Annotated in this window: 12 protein-coding genes; 5 read left to right on the forward strand and 7 right to left on the reverse strand. The window is 63.2% G+C overall.

What is annotated here, in order from left to right; all coding sequences use genetic code 11:
- Window positions 1–119 precede the first annotated feature (119 nt).
- Both DUGA2_RS34085 and DUGA2_RS34090 read right to left on the reverse strand, forming a co-directional pair.
- Window positions 120–410, reverse strand: coding sequence for a DUF4214 domain-containing protein (locus DUGA2_RS34085; protein ID WP_070271823.1), 291 nt, complete (start codon window positions 408–410; stop codon window positions 120–122).
- Window positions 411–453: 43 nt separating this feature from the next.
- Window positions 454–975, reverse strand: a complete 522-nt coding sequence (locus tag DUGA2_RS34090) for a hypothetical protein (RefSeq protein ID WP_070271824.1) — start codon at window positions 973–975, stop codon at window positions 454–456.
- A gap of 180 nt (window positions 976–1,155) precedes the next feature.
- On the opposite strand from DUGA2_RS34090, the gene DUGA2_RS33735 reads away from it, so the two are divergent.
- Genes DUGA2_RS33735 through DUGA2_RS23440 form a run of 3 tightly spaced genes read left to right on the forward strand, consistent with a single transcriptional unit; the run spans window position 1,156 to window position 3,361 of the window.
- Window positions 1,156–1,572 (forward strand): hypothetical protein, encoded by a 417-nt coding sequence (locus tag DUGA2_RS33735; protein WP_141753359.1) that lies wholly within the window; start codon window positions 1,156–1,158, stop codon window positions 1,570–1,572.
- A 47-nt stretch (window positions 1,573–1,619) separates the two neighbouring features.
- Window positions 1,620–2,099 carry a hypothetical protein gene (locus tag DUGA2_RS23435; RefSeq protein WP_070271825.1) on the forward strand — a complete coding sequence of 160 codons (480 nt, stop codon included), beginning with the start codon at window positions 1,620–1,622 and terminating at the stop codon, window positions 2,097–2,099.
- Window positions 2,099–3,361 carry a Fic family protein gene (locus tag DUGA2_RS23440; protein ID WP_083296433.1) on the forward strand — a complete coding sequence of 421 codons (1,263 nt, stop codon included), beginning with the start codon at window positions 2,099–2,101 and terminating at the stop codon, window positions 3,359–3,361. Before DUGA2_RS23435 ends, DUGA2_RS23440 begins: the two co-directional genes overlap by 1 nt.
- Here the strand turns inward: DUGA2_RS23440 and DUGA2_RS23445 are convergent.
- The 5 genes from DUGA2_RS23445 to DUGA2_RS23465 all read right to left on the reverse strand — a co-directional run bounded on the left by DUGA2_RS23445 (window position 3,325) and on the right by DUGA2_RS23465 (window position 11,117).
- The gene (locus DUGA2_RS23445; protein WP_070271827.1) at window positions 3,325–4,851 is read right to left on the reverse strand and encodes a tryptophan halogenase family protein; all 1,527 of its coding nucleotides are present in this window, start codon (window positions 4,849–4,851) and stop codon (window positions 3,325–3,327) included. The genes DUGA2_RS23440 and DUGA2_RS23445 overlap by 37 nt on opposite strands.
- A gap of 10 nt (window positions 4,852–4,861) precedes the next feature.
- On the reverse strand, window positions 4,862–5,866 hold the full coding sequence (locus tag DUGA2_RS23450) for a cupin-like domain-containing protein (protein ID WP_070271828.1): 1,005 nt from the start codon (window positions 5,864–5,866) through the stop codon (window positions 4,862–4,864).
- On the reverse strand, window positions 5,859–6,560 hold the full coding sequence (locus tag DUGA2_RS23455; protein WP_070271829.1) for a SapC family protein: 702 nt from the start codon (window positions 6,558–6,560) through the stop codon (window positions 5,859–5,861). The genes DUGA2_RS23450 and DUGA2_RS23455 overlap by 8 nt, the downstream gene beginning before the upstream one ends.
- Window positions 6,553–8,082, reverse strand: a complete 1,530-nt coding sequence (locus DUGA2_RS23460) for a tryptophan halogenase family protein (protein WP_070271830.1) — start codon at window positions 8,080–8,082, stop codon at window positions 6,553–6,555. Before DUGA2_RS23460 ends, DUGA2_RS23455 begins: the two co-directional genes overlap by 8 nt.
- An 89-nt stretch (window positions 8,083–8,171) precedes the next feature.
- Window positions 8,172–11,117 carry a TonB-dependent receptor gene (locus tag DUGA2_RS23465; protein WP_070271831.1) on the reverse strand — a complete coding sequence of 982 codons (2,946 nt, stop codon included), beginning with the start codon at window positions 11,115–11,117 and terminating at the stop codon, window positions 8,172–8,174.
- Between the two features lie 419 nt (window positions 11,118–11,536).
- On the opposite strand from DUGA2_RS23465, the gene DUGA2_RS23470 reads away from it, so the two are divergent.
- Window positions 11,537–12,361, forward strand: a complete 825-nt coding sequence (locus DUGA2_RS23470; protein WP_229214760.1) for a polysaccharide deacetylase family protein — start codon at window positions 11,537–11,539, stop codon at window positions 12,359–12,361.
- A complete protein-coding gene (locus DUGA2_RS23475) occupies window positions 12,340–13,380 on the forward strand; it encodes a LacI family DNA-binding transcriptional regulator (RefSeq protein ID WP_070271833.1) in 1,041 nt (346 codons plus the stop codon). Before DUGA2_RS23470 ends, DUGA2_RS23475 begins: the two co-directional genes overlap by 22 nt.
- Window positions 13,381–13,577: the final 197 nt, after the last annotated feature.

Below are 13,577 nucleotides of genomic sequence, written 5' to 3' on the forward strand. Positions count from 1 at the left end.
ATATTACTACTTAAAAAATATGGAAATGATAAATATTTCAATCGAGTGTTGCTGCTGATGGACAGGCGAAAAAAAACGCCACCCGAAGGTGGCGTCGCGCGTGACGTGGCGGGCTGGCGCTACACGCTGTACGGGATGTCGCCGAAGCCGTTGCCGATGACCTGGACCAGCGCCGCCTGGTTTTCCGGGCTTACGCTGAAGTTGGCCAGCACATTGGCGCGCGCCACGCCGATCTGCACGTCGTGCAGCCAGTAGGCATGGCCTGCGGCGTCGGGGGCGCGGCGCAGCACGTTGTTGTACAGCTGGGTGACGAAGTCAGCATCGCTGAGGTTGGCGCCGTAGCGTCGGACGAACTCTTCGCTGCCTATGATGAAGCCGGCGGTCGCTTGCAGGCCCAGTCCCTTGTCCATATTGGAAATCCAGTAGCCCAGGCCGGACTCGTCCGGTGCGCGGTTAAAGGCGGGCCTGGTACAGCCGGATGGCCTTGTAGCTGAAGCTGTTGTCGTAGCTCGCGACATACTTGCCCTTGGCGTCGTACAGCTCGAATACATAGGTGTACTGCGGATTGAGTCCGCCGATGTCGCCGGCTTGCAGGTCGAACTGATAGGTCGTGCCTTGCTTGAGCGCGACCTTGAGCATGTCGACATCGCCGGCGTAGCTGAGCGCGCCCTTGGCCAGGCTGCCGATGGCCACGCTGCCGGCGGATTTCTGGTCGTTGCCGTAATCGTCCGCGCCCAGCGAGACGGCCGACAGCGTGTAGCCGACCAGCTGATAGTTGCCGTCTTCGCTGACGTTCAGGTAGATGTCGCCGGTGGCGGTGGCCGTGTACAGCTTGTAGCCATCGACCGATCCCGGCGCGAGCATGCCCAGCGGCCAGGACTGCGCATCGGTGATGGCCAGATTCGGCCATTGCGACGGCAGGCCATCGTGCTTCAGGCTGCTTTTGCTGATCGGAGGAAGCAGGCAGCATGCCATGGATGATTTATAATAAACATTATTAAAAAATTACAATTTGAGAGAATTAAGCTATCTTTTTTCGGCTCACCTAACACTGGCGGGGCTCCGGACAACGGTCCGGGATGTCGTATGCATAGCTCGCCGGCGCCATCGAGCACACCCAATGGCGTCAACTTGCAAAAGTTAAGGGATTTGGTCGTGAATATTTCGCAATCGATGGGCGGACAGACCTACTTTGATAAACAGGAGCAAGGAGTCTTTATTGTCAGAGAGGCGAACGGTGATCTTCGAGTGGGAAATATTGCGGTGGGCACCGCGTTCGGGGTCAACGCTGAGATATCAACCAACGCGGGTGAAAAGATCGTTGCCATGATTCATACCCACCCGCCGTCCGCCGGTAGCGATACGAGACTACCTTCGAATATCTTCAATCATGCTGACGGCGGTCCTGGAGATGTCGCAGATGCTGCCCGGATGATGGCAGGCGGTGCGGTCGACCCTGGTGTGCTCTATTATATTGTGGACCGTTCCGGTACCTATGAATATACCTGGTCTGGCCCTGAAATTCGGCTGATTGGCTCGGATATCGCCCATGACTCTGTGCGATGTGGTTAACTGACGCTGACAATATTGAAGCATGTAAGGCTGGCCTAAGGTCGTTTATGAATATACTTTCCACATTGATGTTATCAGCGGCAGTCTTCGGCTCTGCACACGCGGCGGAGCAAAAGAGCCAAACCACTATTTCGAATAGCAGCGATCCTGCGCGGCCGGTACGCGCGGATGTTCAATACGAGGTCAAATGTCCGCAGCGCTTCTATCGGCTTACCGTCAATTACGGGCTGCAAGAAGTCGCTTTCAGTGTGGATAATGTCAGTGTCAGCGAGGAACTGGCGACAAGCACGCTTGGTGCCTTGCTGCGATCAAAAGAGTTGCTGGGACATCTAGGCTTTTCGTGTGGAGGCAGGGGGGTGAATATCACTTTCTTGGGATTTAACATTAACGGCCTGAGCGCTCCGCAACCGGTTGAATATCAGGGCGTCATAGGTTCTGACGGGCAGGTGCTGATGAATACCGGGTTGCAACCCACAACGGTTCGGTATATCCAGCAAATGTGGGCGGACGACCTAAGCAAACGGTGATGCTGCAACCCATAGTACAGTCCACTGCTTATCGCCCGGTCGACTGGAGTGTGCAAAGCCCATCTTCAAAAAAACTGTGGATGGCATGTCAAGCCGCGCTGGAGAAGGCGCTAAAACGCCCGATGCCCAGTTATGCCAGGCTGGCGACCTTCACATTTCCATCTGCATGCGCGCCAACAGCCCGTCCAGAGATCGCAGCGTTCGTTAAAGCTCGCGCACGATCCAGCTATTCTGCGTTCCAAGAACGCGCTGCGCTCGACACTTGGAGCGCAGCCGCGCCACGGCGCGCGGCGTCGGGAAATGTTCATCAACTCGCCCAGCAAATCTTCCAGTTGCTAATGGGGAGGTCCGAGGCCCCGAGGACTGTCCCGCTGTCGATCGTGTATCTGCCCTGGTTAAGGCTGGCGCCACTTCAAAGCGGTGACGCGCTGCTGTGGTACACGCCCAATGAGGACGAGCCATGGTTGTTCCGCGCGCTGCAGGCCTTCCTTGTTTTGATCACGGCGCATCCCTTTTCCGATGGAAACGGGAGGGTGGCGCGTATCGTATTCAACGCCTACGCACGCGACGCGTGCGGAGGAAGCTATCTGCCGCTTGCCGACGTGCTGCGTGGGTCTGAAGGGATCTATGAGGAGATGCTGGCTTTGGCGGCGGTGGACGGCCGATATGATGAGTTGCTTCGGTACGTATTGAAACTCTTCGCTGCCTATGCCGAGTACATCTGTGAAGAGGAATTCGCGGTCGAAGAAGTCGACGAATTCCATGCAGCTGTAGAACTTGCTTCAGCCGAGGGTGGGGGGAATACGCCATTTTTTGTATCCAACGCTCGCCCCTATATCATTTCTTACCGCTGGTTGTTCCAGAGTCTGCGCGAACCGCGCAACCGGCGACTTGCCAGCGCGCTGGCCGAAATAGTCAGCGATCTCCGCCCTGTAGCGGAAATCCGCTACGCGATAGTATCCCTTGCGCATCTCCAGCACCAGCCGGTAGGCGTTGACTTACCGTTGCTACTAGTGGTGAAGACCGCTGACGTTGATGGCCTGCTGATCAAGTCAAGGGCGGTGAAAACGCGCCACATGGACACAGTCACATTGCGAATTGCATTGGAAACCGACGATGCGATTGCCAATACTGGGCTGGTTCTCGGCTTTTGTCTGGCTTCCTTTAATTCCGTTAACCGTGACGTGACGATTATTCGCGACATCGGCGATGAAAATCAAGTCGATCACGCGGCCTTGGCCGATTCCGCGCGGCCACAGTAGCGCTCCACATAGGCCTGGTGGCTCGGCAGCTGCACCACGATGCGGTCGACCCGCGACTTGATGCCGCCGAGGAAGTGCCTGAGCTCCTCGTCGCCCATCAGGTCGGCGCTCTGGTGGTGCGAGCGCGGCATGATGCCCTGGCCCAGCATCACCTGTATCCACGAGTTCTCGGCGAACAGCTCGTTCGGCACGCGGAACACGCGGCCCGTTTCGCGGAACAGGGCTATGCGGTGCTGCAGCGAGGCGGGGATGCTCATCTCGCGCGCCTCGACCCAGAACGGCGAGTCGGTGCGATTGTTGACGTGGTAGTGCAGGATGACGAAATCGCGGATGTGCTCGATCTCGCTGTTGCACTGGTTGTTGTACTCGTCGATGTCGGCCTGGCTGATGCCGTCGGTCGGGAAGGTCTGCATCAGCCGCACCACCGAGCGCTGGATCAGGTGGATGCTGGTCGATTCGATCGGCTCCAGGAAGCCGCTGGACAAGCCGATCGCCACCACATTGCCCTTCCACGTGTGCTTGCGCTGGCAAGGCTTGAACTTGATGACGCGCGGCGCGATCAGCGCCTTGCCTTCCACATTGCCCATCAGCTGCCTCATCGCCGCGTCCTCGTCGAGGTGGCGGCTCGAAAACACGATGCCGTTGCCGACCCGGTGCTGCAGCGGGATGCGCCACTGCCAGCCGGCCTGGTGGGCCATCGAGCGCGTCAGCGGCACGGCGTCGCCCACCGACTCGGTCTGCACGGCGATGGCGCGGTCGCAGAACAGCCATTGCGACCAATCCTCCATCGGCTCCTGCATGGCGTCGCCGATCAGCAGGCCGCGGAAGCCGGTGCAATCGATGAACAGGTCGCCCTCGATTTCCTGGCCCGATTCCAGCACCACCGAACGGACGTCGCCGTTGTCCTCGTGCGTGGTGTAGCGCACGATCTTGCCTTCGATGCGCTGCACGCCGCGCGGCTCGCTCAGGCGGCGCAGGTATTTGGCGTAGCGGCTGGCGTCCAGGTGGTAGGCGTAGTTCATGCCGTTGTCCGGCAGGTGGGCGAAGCGGTTTTCCAGCGAGGCCTTCAGCTCCAGGCAGTAGTCGCCGTAGTCGCCGGCCAGGCCGCGCTCGACGCCCTTGTGCCAGAAATGCTGGAAGCCGGCGGTCCAGTGGTCGGTGCCGGTGACGCCGAAGGAGTGAATGTAGTCTTGCCTGACGTTGCGCCAGCTTTCGAAGCTGATGCCCAGCTTGAAGGTGGCCTGCGTCTCGGCCATGAATTCCTGCTCGTTGATTTCCAGCAGATGGTGGAAATTCATCAGCGTCGGTATCGTCGCTTCGCCGACGCCGACCGTGCCGATCTCGTCGGATTCGATCAGCTTGATGTCGAGCCGTTTGCCGAGCACCTTGGCGATGCCGGCCGCCGCCATCCAGCCGGCGGTGCCGCCGCCGGCGATGACGACGCGGCGTACCGGCCGGCGGTTGTTGGGATCTCGGGTGCCTGGGTTCATCGTCGTCTCCTTAGCGGTTTATTTTTTTCAGCAGGTGGGCGCGCAGTGCGCGCGCGGCATCGTCGTTGAGCGGCGCCAGCACATGGCGGGCGTGCTCGGGGATATGCGCCGACGTGGTTTCGTCGGCTTCGAAGATGTAGTGGCGGAAGATCTCCTGCCACGCCTTGCGCTGCGCCGCCGGCAGCTCGCGCATGGTCAGGAAGGCCAGCATCAGCGTGCTGGTCGGCGTGTCCATGTAGTCGGGCGACTGCCGCCACCAGTAGTTGACCAGCACGTTGAACGGATCCAGCGCTTCGATGTGATGCCACCACATGCTGGGGATGAAGATGGCGTCGCCCGGGCCCAGCTCGGCGCTTTGCGCGTGCGCCAGCGCCTCGGCGAATTTCGGATATTTGTCGAAGTCCGGATGGAGCAAGTCCACCAGGCTGATGGCCTGGCCGGCCGGCGTGAAGTCCAGCGGGCCGACGTACAGGTTCTTCAGCTGCTCCGGCGGGAACAGCGTGAAGCGGCGTCGGCCGGCCGCCACCACGGCCAGGTTGTCCGGCACGTCGTAGTGGGCGGCGATGCGGGTGCGGTTGCCGATCCAGATGCTGGCCAGCGCGTCGCGGCCGCCCAGCTTGATGTCGTTGTGTTCGCGGAAGCCGGGCAAACAGGTTTCCACCGTGGTCGAACCGACGTAGACGGTGGCTGGCTTGCTTTGATGGCGCTTGGCTTCAATCTCGTCCAGCACGGCGGTCAGCCTGGCGTGCACCGGATAGAAATTGAAGCCGTCCATGTCGGCGTTGTAGAAGAAGCGGCCGCCCGCTTCGGGCGGGCCCAGCATGGCGCCGACCGTGGCGTCGCGGTAGTGGCGGCGCAGGTAGGCGTCGCCGCCGCGCTCGTCGGCCAGCGCGGCGCGCACCATCGGCCAGCTGGCGGCCAGGCCGCGCAACACCAGCGGCTCGGTGGCGGTCAGTATGTCATCGCCCAGGTCGTTCACGCCCAGGCCGCCGATCTCGCGTATGGCTTCAGGCATGGGCGGCGTTCTTGCGGTCGATCAGCAGGCGGAAGTTCGACAGCGAGGCCAGCACCATGTAGATGCTTTGCAGGTGGCCGGCCCGGTGCAGCGCTGCCACGGCGTCCGCGTCCAGCGCCGCCAGCTTGTCCTCGTTGATGGTGTGGAAGCCGGCCAGGCGGTTCTGCGAGCCGTCGTTCAGTTCGACATCGAGCACGAAGCTTTCCAGCAGCGCGTGCTGCAGCAGCGCCGCCAGCAGGGCCGGCGTTTCTTGCAGGCCGCGATGGATGGCCAGCAGCATGGAACTGCTGCGCTCCAGGAAGTCGCTGTTGCCGCCATGCGGCAGGAACACGGCCTCGCCGTCGCTGCGGCTGATGCGCGGGCTGTCGAGGTCGATGTGCACCATCAGCTCGCTGCCGCTGCCGCCGATCAGGAAGGGCAGGCGCTCGACCATCATCGGCAGGTAGGCCGCGTCCCAGCGCTCGCCGTCCAGGAACAGGTTTTCCTCTTCATGGAAGCCGAACAGCGCGACCGGCTCGAAGCCCAGGCCGTCCGTGGTCTGGCGGAAGACGATGGGGTAGCACGCTTGCACGTCGCGGAATTCGGCGGGGAAGGTGACGGCCGCCATCTGGCGGTCGCCGTACCGGGCGCCGCGCCGGGTGATGACGCGCAAGTCCTTGTGTTCTACATTGTTCAGCAGGGCGATGTTAGGCATGGTGTCTTTGTGTGATGTGGTTGATCAGTGCGCGGTTGTCCGGCAGCGCGCCCAGCATCTTGCGGGTCAGCGCGGCCGCTTCGCGGAAGTAGTGGTCGGCCTGCGCGGCTTGCTGCGGCTGGGGATGCGTGTATTCACTGCGGAAGCCCATGCCGTACAGCACGTACTGGTAGCTGGCCGAAGGGAATACCTCTTCGATGCGGTTGAAGTCGTTGCGCGAGGGCGCGCGGTGGCGCCACAGCGTCAGCAAGTCGTTCAGGCGTTCGGGCACGGCGGCCGTGTTGTCGCGCCAGTAGTCGCTGTCGCGGCGGCGGCTCAGCACGTAGTGCAGCTTGAGGAAGTCGATCACCCGTTCCCAGCGGTAGGTGAAGGCGTCGTTGAAGCGGCGGGCGACGATGTCCATCGCTGCGCGCGTGGCCGGCAGTTCGTCGCTGACCATGGCGGCCGACATTTCCACCAGCGCCAGGGCCGACGCTTCCAGCGGTTCGATGAAGCCGGCGGACAGGCCGATGGCCACGCAGTTGCGGTGCCAGAAGCGCGCGCGGTAGCCTGGGTTGAAGCTGAGCTTGCGCGGCGAGGGGATGTCCTGCGGGCCGCCGGTGGCGCTGATGTAGCGGCGCAGCTCGGCCTCGGCCTGGTCGTCGCCGATGTGCGCGCCCGAGTACACATGGCCGACGCCGCGCCGGGTCGGCAGGCCGATGTCCCAGATCCAGCCGGCGCTTTGCGCGGTGGATGAGGTCTGCGAGGCGATCGGATGGTCGGCGGCGGGGTAGGGTATCTGCACCGCCAGCGCCGAGTCGTTGTACAGCACATGCTTTTGCGAGATGAAGGGCACCTCGTAGTGTTTGCCCAGCAGCAGGGATTGCATGCCGGTGCAGTCGATGAACAGCTCGGCTTCGAGCGCGCCGTGGGCCTGCGTTCGCAGCGCGGCGATGTCGCCGTTGTCGTGGCTGGTGATGCCGACGACGTTGTCCGGAACGTGGTGCACGCCCAGCTTTTCCAGGCAGTGCTTGCGCAGGAAGACGCCGAACTTTCCGGCATCGAGGTGGTAGCCGTAGTTGGCCACCGACGCAAACTCCGGCGTGCTCGCTTGCTTGGGGGCGCGGCCGTTGACGCACAGGTGGGGCTGAAAGCTGACCAGGTCGGCGAACGGGGTGTCGGGATGTTGCGCCTGCCATTGCTGCGGCAGGTTCACTTCGCCATAGCCTTGCGGCAGCACGAAGGGATGGAAGTAGTAGTCGCGGTCGCTGCCGAGGGGATGATCGCCTCGCCAATGGTTGAAGCGCGAGCCCTGCTTGAAGGCGGCGTCGCACTCGCGGAAGAAGTCGGCTTCGGACACGCCGATGCGGCGCAGCGTGTCGCGCATGCTGGGCCAGGTGCCTTCGCCGACGCCGATGGGGGCGATGTCGGGCGACTCGATCAGGGTGATGTGCAGCGGCGTGCCCTGGTGGTCGGCCGCGATCAGGCCGGCCGTCAGCCAGCCGGCCGAACCGCCACCCACAATCACGATGCGTCGGATCATGTTACTCGCCTTGAGGTGTTGAGATTGCTGGAAGTCTAACCGAAAAGGGGCCGCTGCCAGGCAGCGGCCCCGGGTGCGTCAACTACCGGTTAGAACTTGTAGCGGGCGCCGATCATGTAGCGCGGACCCTGCTGCGTCACCGACTCCAGCTGCTGCTTGGTGCGGCTGTGCGTACGGGTGATCGAGTTGCCCACGTTGATGCCCTCGAACTGGAAGCTCAGCTTGTCGTTGTAGTTGTAGCCTACGCTGACATCGACCTGGCCGTACGCTTCCACGTACTGCGGGTTCGGGCCGGAGCCGTCGAAGGTCGACGACAGGAACTCGCCGCGCCAGTTGTAGGCCACGCGGGCGGTGAACTTCTTGTCCTCGTAGATGCCGACCACGTTCGACGAGTTCGACAGGCCGACCAGCGCGAACTGCTCGCCGAGCTTGGCGTTGTCGTACTTCAGGCCCGAGTGCACATAGGTGTAGTTGGTCGAGACGCCGAAGCCGCTGTTGCCGAACATATGCTGCAAGTTCACCTCCAGACCGTTCAGGCTGGCAGCCTTCTGGTTGGAATAGGAGTTGATCTTGAAGTTGGCGATCGGATCGCTCGGCTGGCCGACGATGACGCCGGTGGCATGGCCGTTGGCGTCCGGTCCGCGCGTCACGCCCGGTGCGCCGTCGTGGTTCTTGAAGATGTAGTCGCGGATGCAGGTGGTGTCGCTGGTGGCGCAGCCGCTGGCCAGCGCTTCGTTCCAGAACTTGCCGCCGGCGGGCGTGTGCAGGTTGAACGGCGTGGCGTCGATCTGCGACTGGCCGGCATAGTTTTCCAGGTTCTTGCGGAAGTAGCCCAGCGAGAAGAAGTTCTGCTTGCCGTAGTACCACTCGTAGGCCAGGTCCAGATTCTTGGACTTGACCGGCTTCAGCGCAGGATTGCCCTGGTTGCCGGTGCCGCCGAAGGTGCGGGTCAGGCGGTCGAGCGTGGTGCCGCCCTGGATCTGGTCGTAGCGCGGACGGCCGATGGTTTCGCCCAGGCTGAAGCGGATCTTCTGGTCCGGCGTGATTTCGATGTCGGAGTCAAAGCTCGGCAGCAGGTTGTGGTACTTGCCGGTCAGCGTGGTGAAGGTCGGATCGCCGAAGGTGATCGGCAACTCGTTCTGCGATACCCAGCTGATGTTGACGGCGGCCGGCACCAGCGCGGTCGAGACGACGTCGGTGGTTTCATAGCGCAGGCCCAGCGCGGTGCGGATCGGCAGCTTGGTGTCCCAGTCGGTGTTGAACTGGATGAAGGCCGACTTCGATTTCTCTTCGGTGCGGGCGTCGTTGTCGAAGGTGGTCTTCGGCAGGTACAGCGCCGGCAGGCCGGACGCGGTGGCCGCCAGCTGGCGCACCTGGGCGAAGTTGAAGGTGTAGAACTGGTTGAACAGGTTGGAGTTGCCGCTGCCGCCGACATGGTCGAAGTACTGGCGCACCGATTCCTGATGGAACACGCTGGCTGGATAGTCGGACGGCTTGGTGGCGCCGCCCCAGGTGTCGCGCTGCTGGTTGGAGAAGGCCGAACGGTTCTTCACTTCCGACGCGGCGGCGCCGAATTTCAGCTCGGACGCTTCCAGCACTTTCCATGCGCCCTTGATCTGGGTCTGGTCGACCTCGCCCTTCATGTAGCCGTTGGTGAACACCGAACCGGTCACTTGCTGCGGCGCCTTGGCGAAGTCGGCGCCGGAAATGCTCAGCACCGGGAAGTCATGGCTGAAGTCCACCGTGGTGTTGCCGCGGCTGAAGCTGGCCGTGCCCAGCGTGTTGCTCGAACCGAAGGGGCTGTCCGCCTTCGATTCGGCCGTCGAGTGGTGGGTGTCGAGCTCGAAGCGCAGATCCTTGGTCGGCTTCCACACCGCGTTGAAGCCCAGCGATTTGTTCTGCGTCTTCGTGGCGAAGTCGGCCGCGCCCATGGCGATGTCGGAGGTGCCGCCCGGCAGGAGTTCCTGATAGACCAGCGGGCTGGAGACGGGGCCGCCGGTCCAGGTGCTGTTCGACGGGCCGAGGTTGAACCAGGCCGACAGGTCGTTGCGCTTGGTCTGGATCTTGTTCTCGGAGTAGGTGTAGTCCAGCGTCGTCACCAGCGTGTCGACCGGCTTGTACTGCAAGGTCAGCTGGGCGTTGGTGCGCTGGCGTTTGACGCCGTTGAAGTTGTAGTTCAGGTTTTGCGGCACCGAGAACAGGTCTTTCGGGCCCGGGGCGTTGGCGGTGGCGCCTTTCAGCGCCTCGGCGCCGCCGCCCGGATCGCTGCCCAGGAAGGGACCGCGCCAGCCGTTGGAGACGGCGGCGGTGTTGTAGCCCAGATTGCGTTCCTGGTAGCTGCCGGTCAGCGCCACGCCGAACTTGTTGTTGTCGAAGGTGTTCGAGTACAGGCCGGAGATTTCCGGCGTGGTCGATTTGCTGGCCTTGACGTCGCCCGGCAGGTTGCCGTTGGTGCTGTCGTACACGCCCTTGGCGCCGATGCTGGCATGCATGCCCGGCCGGTCGAACGGCCGCGCGGTCATCACATTGACGGTGGCGCCGATGCCGCCGGTGGCCGTTTCGGCGCGGCTGGTCTTGTACACCTGCAGCTGGGAGATCGCTTCCGACGCCAGGTTGGCGAAGTCGAAGGCGCGGCCGTTGAGGTCGCCCAGGTTGGAGGTCGGCATCTGGCGGCCGTTCAGCAGCACCAGGTTGAAGTCGGGGCCGACGCCGCGCACGGTGATCTTCGAGCCTTCGCCGATCGAGCGGTCGATCGAGACGCCGGAGATGCGCTGCAGCGATTCGGCCAGGTTGGTGTCGGGGAACTTGCCGATGTCTTCGGCAACGATGCCGTCGACGATGCCGTCGGAATTGCGTTTCAGGTTCATCGAGGAAAGCAGACTCTGGCGAAGACCGGTGACGACCACGCTCTGGACTGCGGGCGCTTCGGCTGCCTTGACGGGGGCTTCCTGCGCCAGTGCCTGCCCGGCCGCCGCCGCGCAAGCGCTGGCCACCGCCAGGCTGATGAGTTTCTGTCGTGCCTTTGGATAATGCATGTTATCTCCTGTGTTTTTATGAACAGCTCGCTGCCACTTCCACGGATGGACATGGAAACGTTTCCATAGCAATCCGTCGAATAGTATGATTGACGAAATAGTTTGTCAATCGAAGTCCGCCGGCAGGGCCGCCTGCGCCCGTGCCAGCCATTAAAACTGCGCCATCGGTGTTGCAAAAAAATCGCCGGGGCCGCTGCTGTGGTGGTGGGCGTCCCGTCTGCCGTTTCCGCCTCCCCGGTTTGGAAAGGTTTCCATTTCGTGTGGCAAATATAGCACCGAACGAAATTCAAAGTCAATTTGCAATGCCGCATAAGCCACACCCGGTTTTCGTTGACAGAGGAAAGCAAGCCGCGCATCATGGATGGTAACGTTTCCAAAAAGAGACACTTTGCATGCTTGCTCGACCTTTGATTCGATCCTTGACGACGCTGGGCGCGGTCTGGCTGGGCTGCTTCCAGCCGGCGGCCGCCGCCCCCGCGTCCGGCTGGCCGCACGGGGCGAGGGCGGCCGTCAGCCTGGCCTACGACGACGCCCTCGATTCCCAGCTCGACCACGCCATCCCGGTGCTGGACAAGTACGGCCTGAAGGGCAGTTTCTATTTGCAGTTGTCGAGCCCGGTGGTCGGGCGGCGGCTGGCGGCCTGGCGCCGCGCGGCCAGGCGCGGCCACGAGCTGGGCAACCACAGCCTGTTCCACCAATGCTCGCTGGCGGCGCCCGGCCATGACTGGGTGCAGCCGCACCGCAACCTCGACACCACCAGCGCCGCGCAGATGCAGGACCAGGTGCTGGCCGCCAACGCCATGCTGTACGCCATCGACGGCCGGCGCGAGCGCACCTACACCGTGCCCTGCGGCGACCGGCTGGCCGGCGGCGCGGGCGGCGCGGGCGGCGTCGACTATCTGCCGCTGATCGCGCCGGCCTTCGTGGCGATCAAGGCCGGCGGCGGCGACGGCGTGACGGCGCCGATGGCCGCGCTCGATCCGTACGCGGTGGCGGTGCTGGCGCCGCAAGGCCTCAGCGGGCAGCAACTGATCGCCATCGTCGAACGGGCGGCGCAGCAGGGCGGCATGGTCAACCTCACCTTCCACGGCGTCGGCGGCGATTACCTGGGCACATCGCCGGCCGCGCACGAGGAGCTGGTCCGCTACCTGGCCGCGCACCGCCGGATCTACTGGACCGACACTTTCATCAACATCATGACCTACGTGAAAAAGCACAAGCCGTGGCCACCATCAAAGACGTAGCCCGCCTCGCGGGCGTAGGACTGGGAACCGCTTCGCGCGTCGTCAGCGGCAAGGGTTCGGTATCGCCGGCCACGCTGGCGCGGGTCAAGGCGGCCATCGACGAGCTGGGCTTCCGCCCCTCGCACGCGGCGCGCACGCTGCTGTCGGGATCGAGCCAGATGATAGGCGTGTACATCCCGGTGCTGAGCGGCACCTTCTATACGCCCATCCTGCAAATCATCGACAACGAATTGCGCACCGCCGGCCTGCACATGGTGGTGGCTTTCGGCGCCGGCCTGGGCGGCGCGCGCCAGCAGGCGATCGAGGGCATCGAGTTCCTGATCGAGCGCGGCTGCGACGGCCTGATCCTGATGACCAATGTGCTGCAGGAAGAAGACATCGCCGCGCTGCGGCCGCAGTACAACCACATGGTGGTGCTGAACCACAGCTTCGACAGCATCGCCGGCCAGTGCTTCACGGTCGACCACACGCTGGGCGGGCGGATGGCGGCGCGCACCTTGCTCGACCACGGCCACCGGCAGATCGCCGTGGTGGCCGGCCCGGCCAGCCTGCCGGACAACGTGGTGCGGGTCAACGCCTTCCTCGACGAGCTGCACGCCAACGGCGTCGACATCGCCAAGCTGTGGGTGACGGAGCGCGACTTTTCGCCGGCCGGCGGCTGGTCGGCGGCCAAGGAGCTGATGGATTCGAAGCAGCCGTGCAGCGCGCTGTTCTGCGCCAACGACGAGATGGCGGTGGGCGCGCTGTCCTACTTCCAGGAGGCCGGCATCCGCGTGCCGCACGAGCTGTCGGTGATCGGCTACGACGATACGCCCAGCGCGGAATTCTCGGCGCCGCGCCTGACCACGGTGCACATGCCGTGGCGCGAGATGACGCAGAACGGCATCAACGCGCTGCTCAACAGCTGCTACGGCCTGCAGCGCCCCGTCACGCGCGGCTATCCGGTGACGATGACCTTGCGCGCTTCGCTGGCCTCCCATCCCGCCGCCAAGCCGGCCCGCCGCAGCGGCAAAAACTGAGCTTTGCCCCGCCGTGGTGCGGGGCACTTTCGTGGTGCAACTTCCCCTGTTTTGGTGCGGATTGGCGTCCTTATGCCGGCACGGTCGCGGGAAATCGTTTTTCATAGTTGTTAATTTGCCGCATGAACCTGGTTTAAGGCCCAAGTTTGCCGGAAACAATGGACGCTCAACAATGATGTCTATACATTCATCCATAG

The sequence above is a fragment of the Duganella sp. HH101 genome, from assembly GCF_001758795.1.
GTDB classification, from domain to species: domain Bacteria; phylum Pseudomonadota; class Gammaproteobacteria; order Burkholderiales; family Burkholderiaceae_D; genus Rugamonas; species Rugamonas rivuli.

What these genes read in the sequence shown, in the direction of transcription:
- DUGA2_RS34085 (WP_070271823.1), bottom strand. Translation starts at nt 410, where the DNA reads ATGGACAAGGGACTGGGCCTGCAAGCGACCGCCGGCTTCATCATAGGC.
- DUGA2_RS34090 (WP_070271824.1), bottom strand. Translation starts at nt 975, where the DNA reads ATGGCATGCTGCCTGCTTCCTCCGATCAGCAAAAGCAGCCTGAAGCAC.
- DUGA2_RS23435 (WP_070271825.1), top strand. Translation starts at nt 1,620, where the DNA reads ATGAATATACTTTCCACATTGATGTTATCAGCGGCAGTCTTCGGCTCT.
- DUGA2_RS23440 (WP_083296433.1), top strand. Translation starts at nt 2,099, where the DNA reads ATGCTGCAACCCATAGTACAGTCCACTGCTTATCGCCCGGTCGACTGG.
- DUGA2_RS23445 (WP_070271827.1), bottom strand. Translation starts at nt 4,851, where the DNA reads ATGAACCCAGGCACCCGAGATCCCAACAACCGCCGGCCGGTACGCCGC.
- DUGA2_RS23450 (WP_070271828.1), bottom strand. Translation starts at nt 5,866, where the DNA reads ATGCCTGAAGCCATACGCGAGATCGGCGGCCTGGGCGTGAACGACCTG.
- DUGA2_RS23455 (WP_070271829.1), bottom strand. Translation starts at nt 6,560, where the DNA reads ATGCCTAACATCGCCCTGCTGAACAATGTAGAACACAAGGACTTGCGC.
- DUGA2_RS23460 (WP_070271830.1), bottom strand. Translation starts at nt 8,082, where the DNA reads ATGATCCGACGCATCGTGATTGTGGGTGGCGGTTCGGCCGGCTGGCTG.
- DUGA2_RS23465 (WP_070271831.1), bottom strand. Translation starts at nt 11,117, where the DNA reads ATGCATTATCCAAAGGCACGACAGAAACTCATCAGCCTGGCGGTGGCC.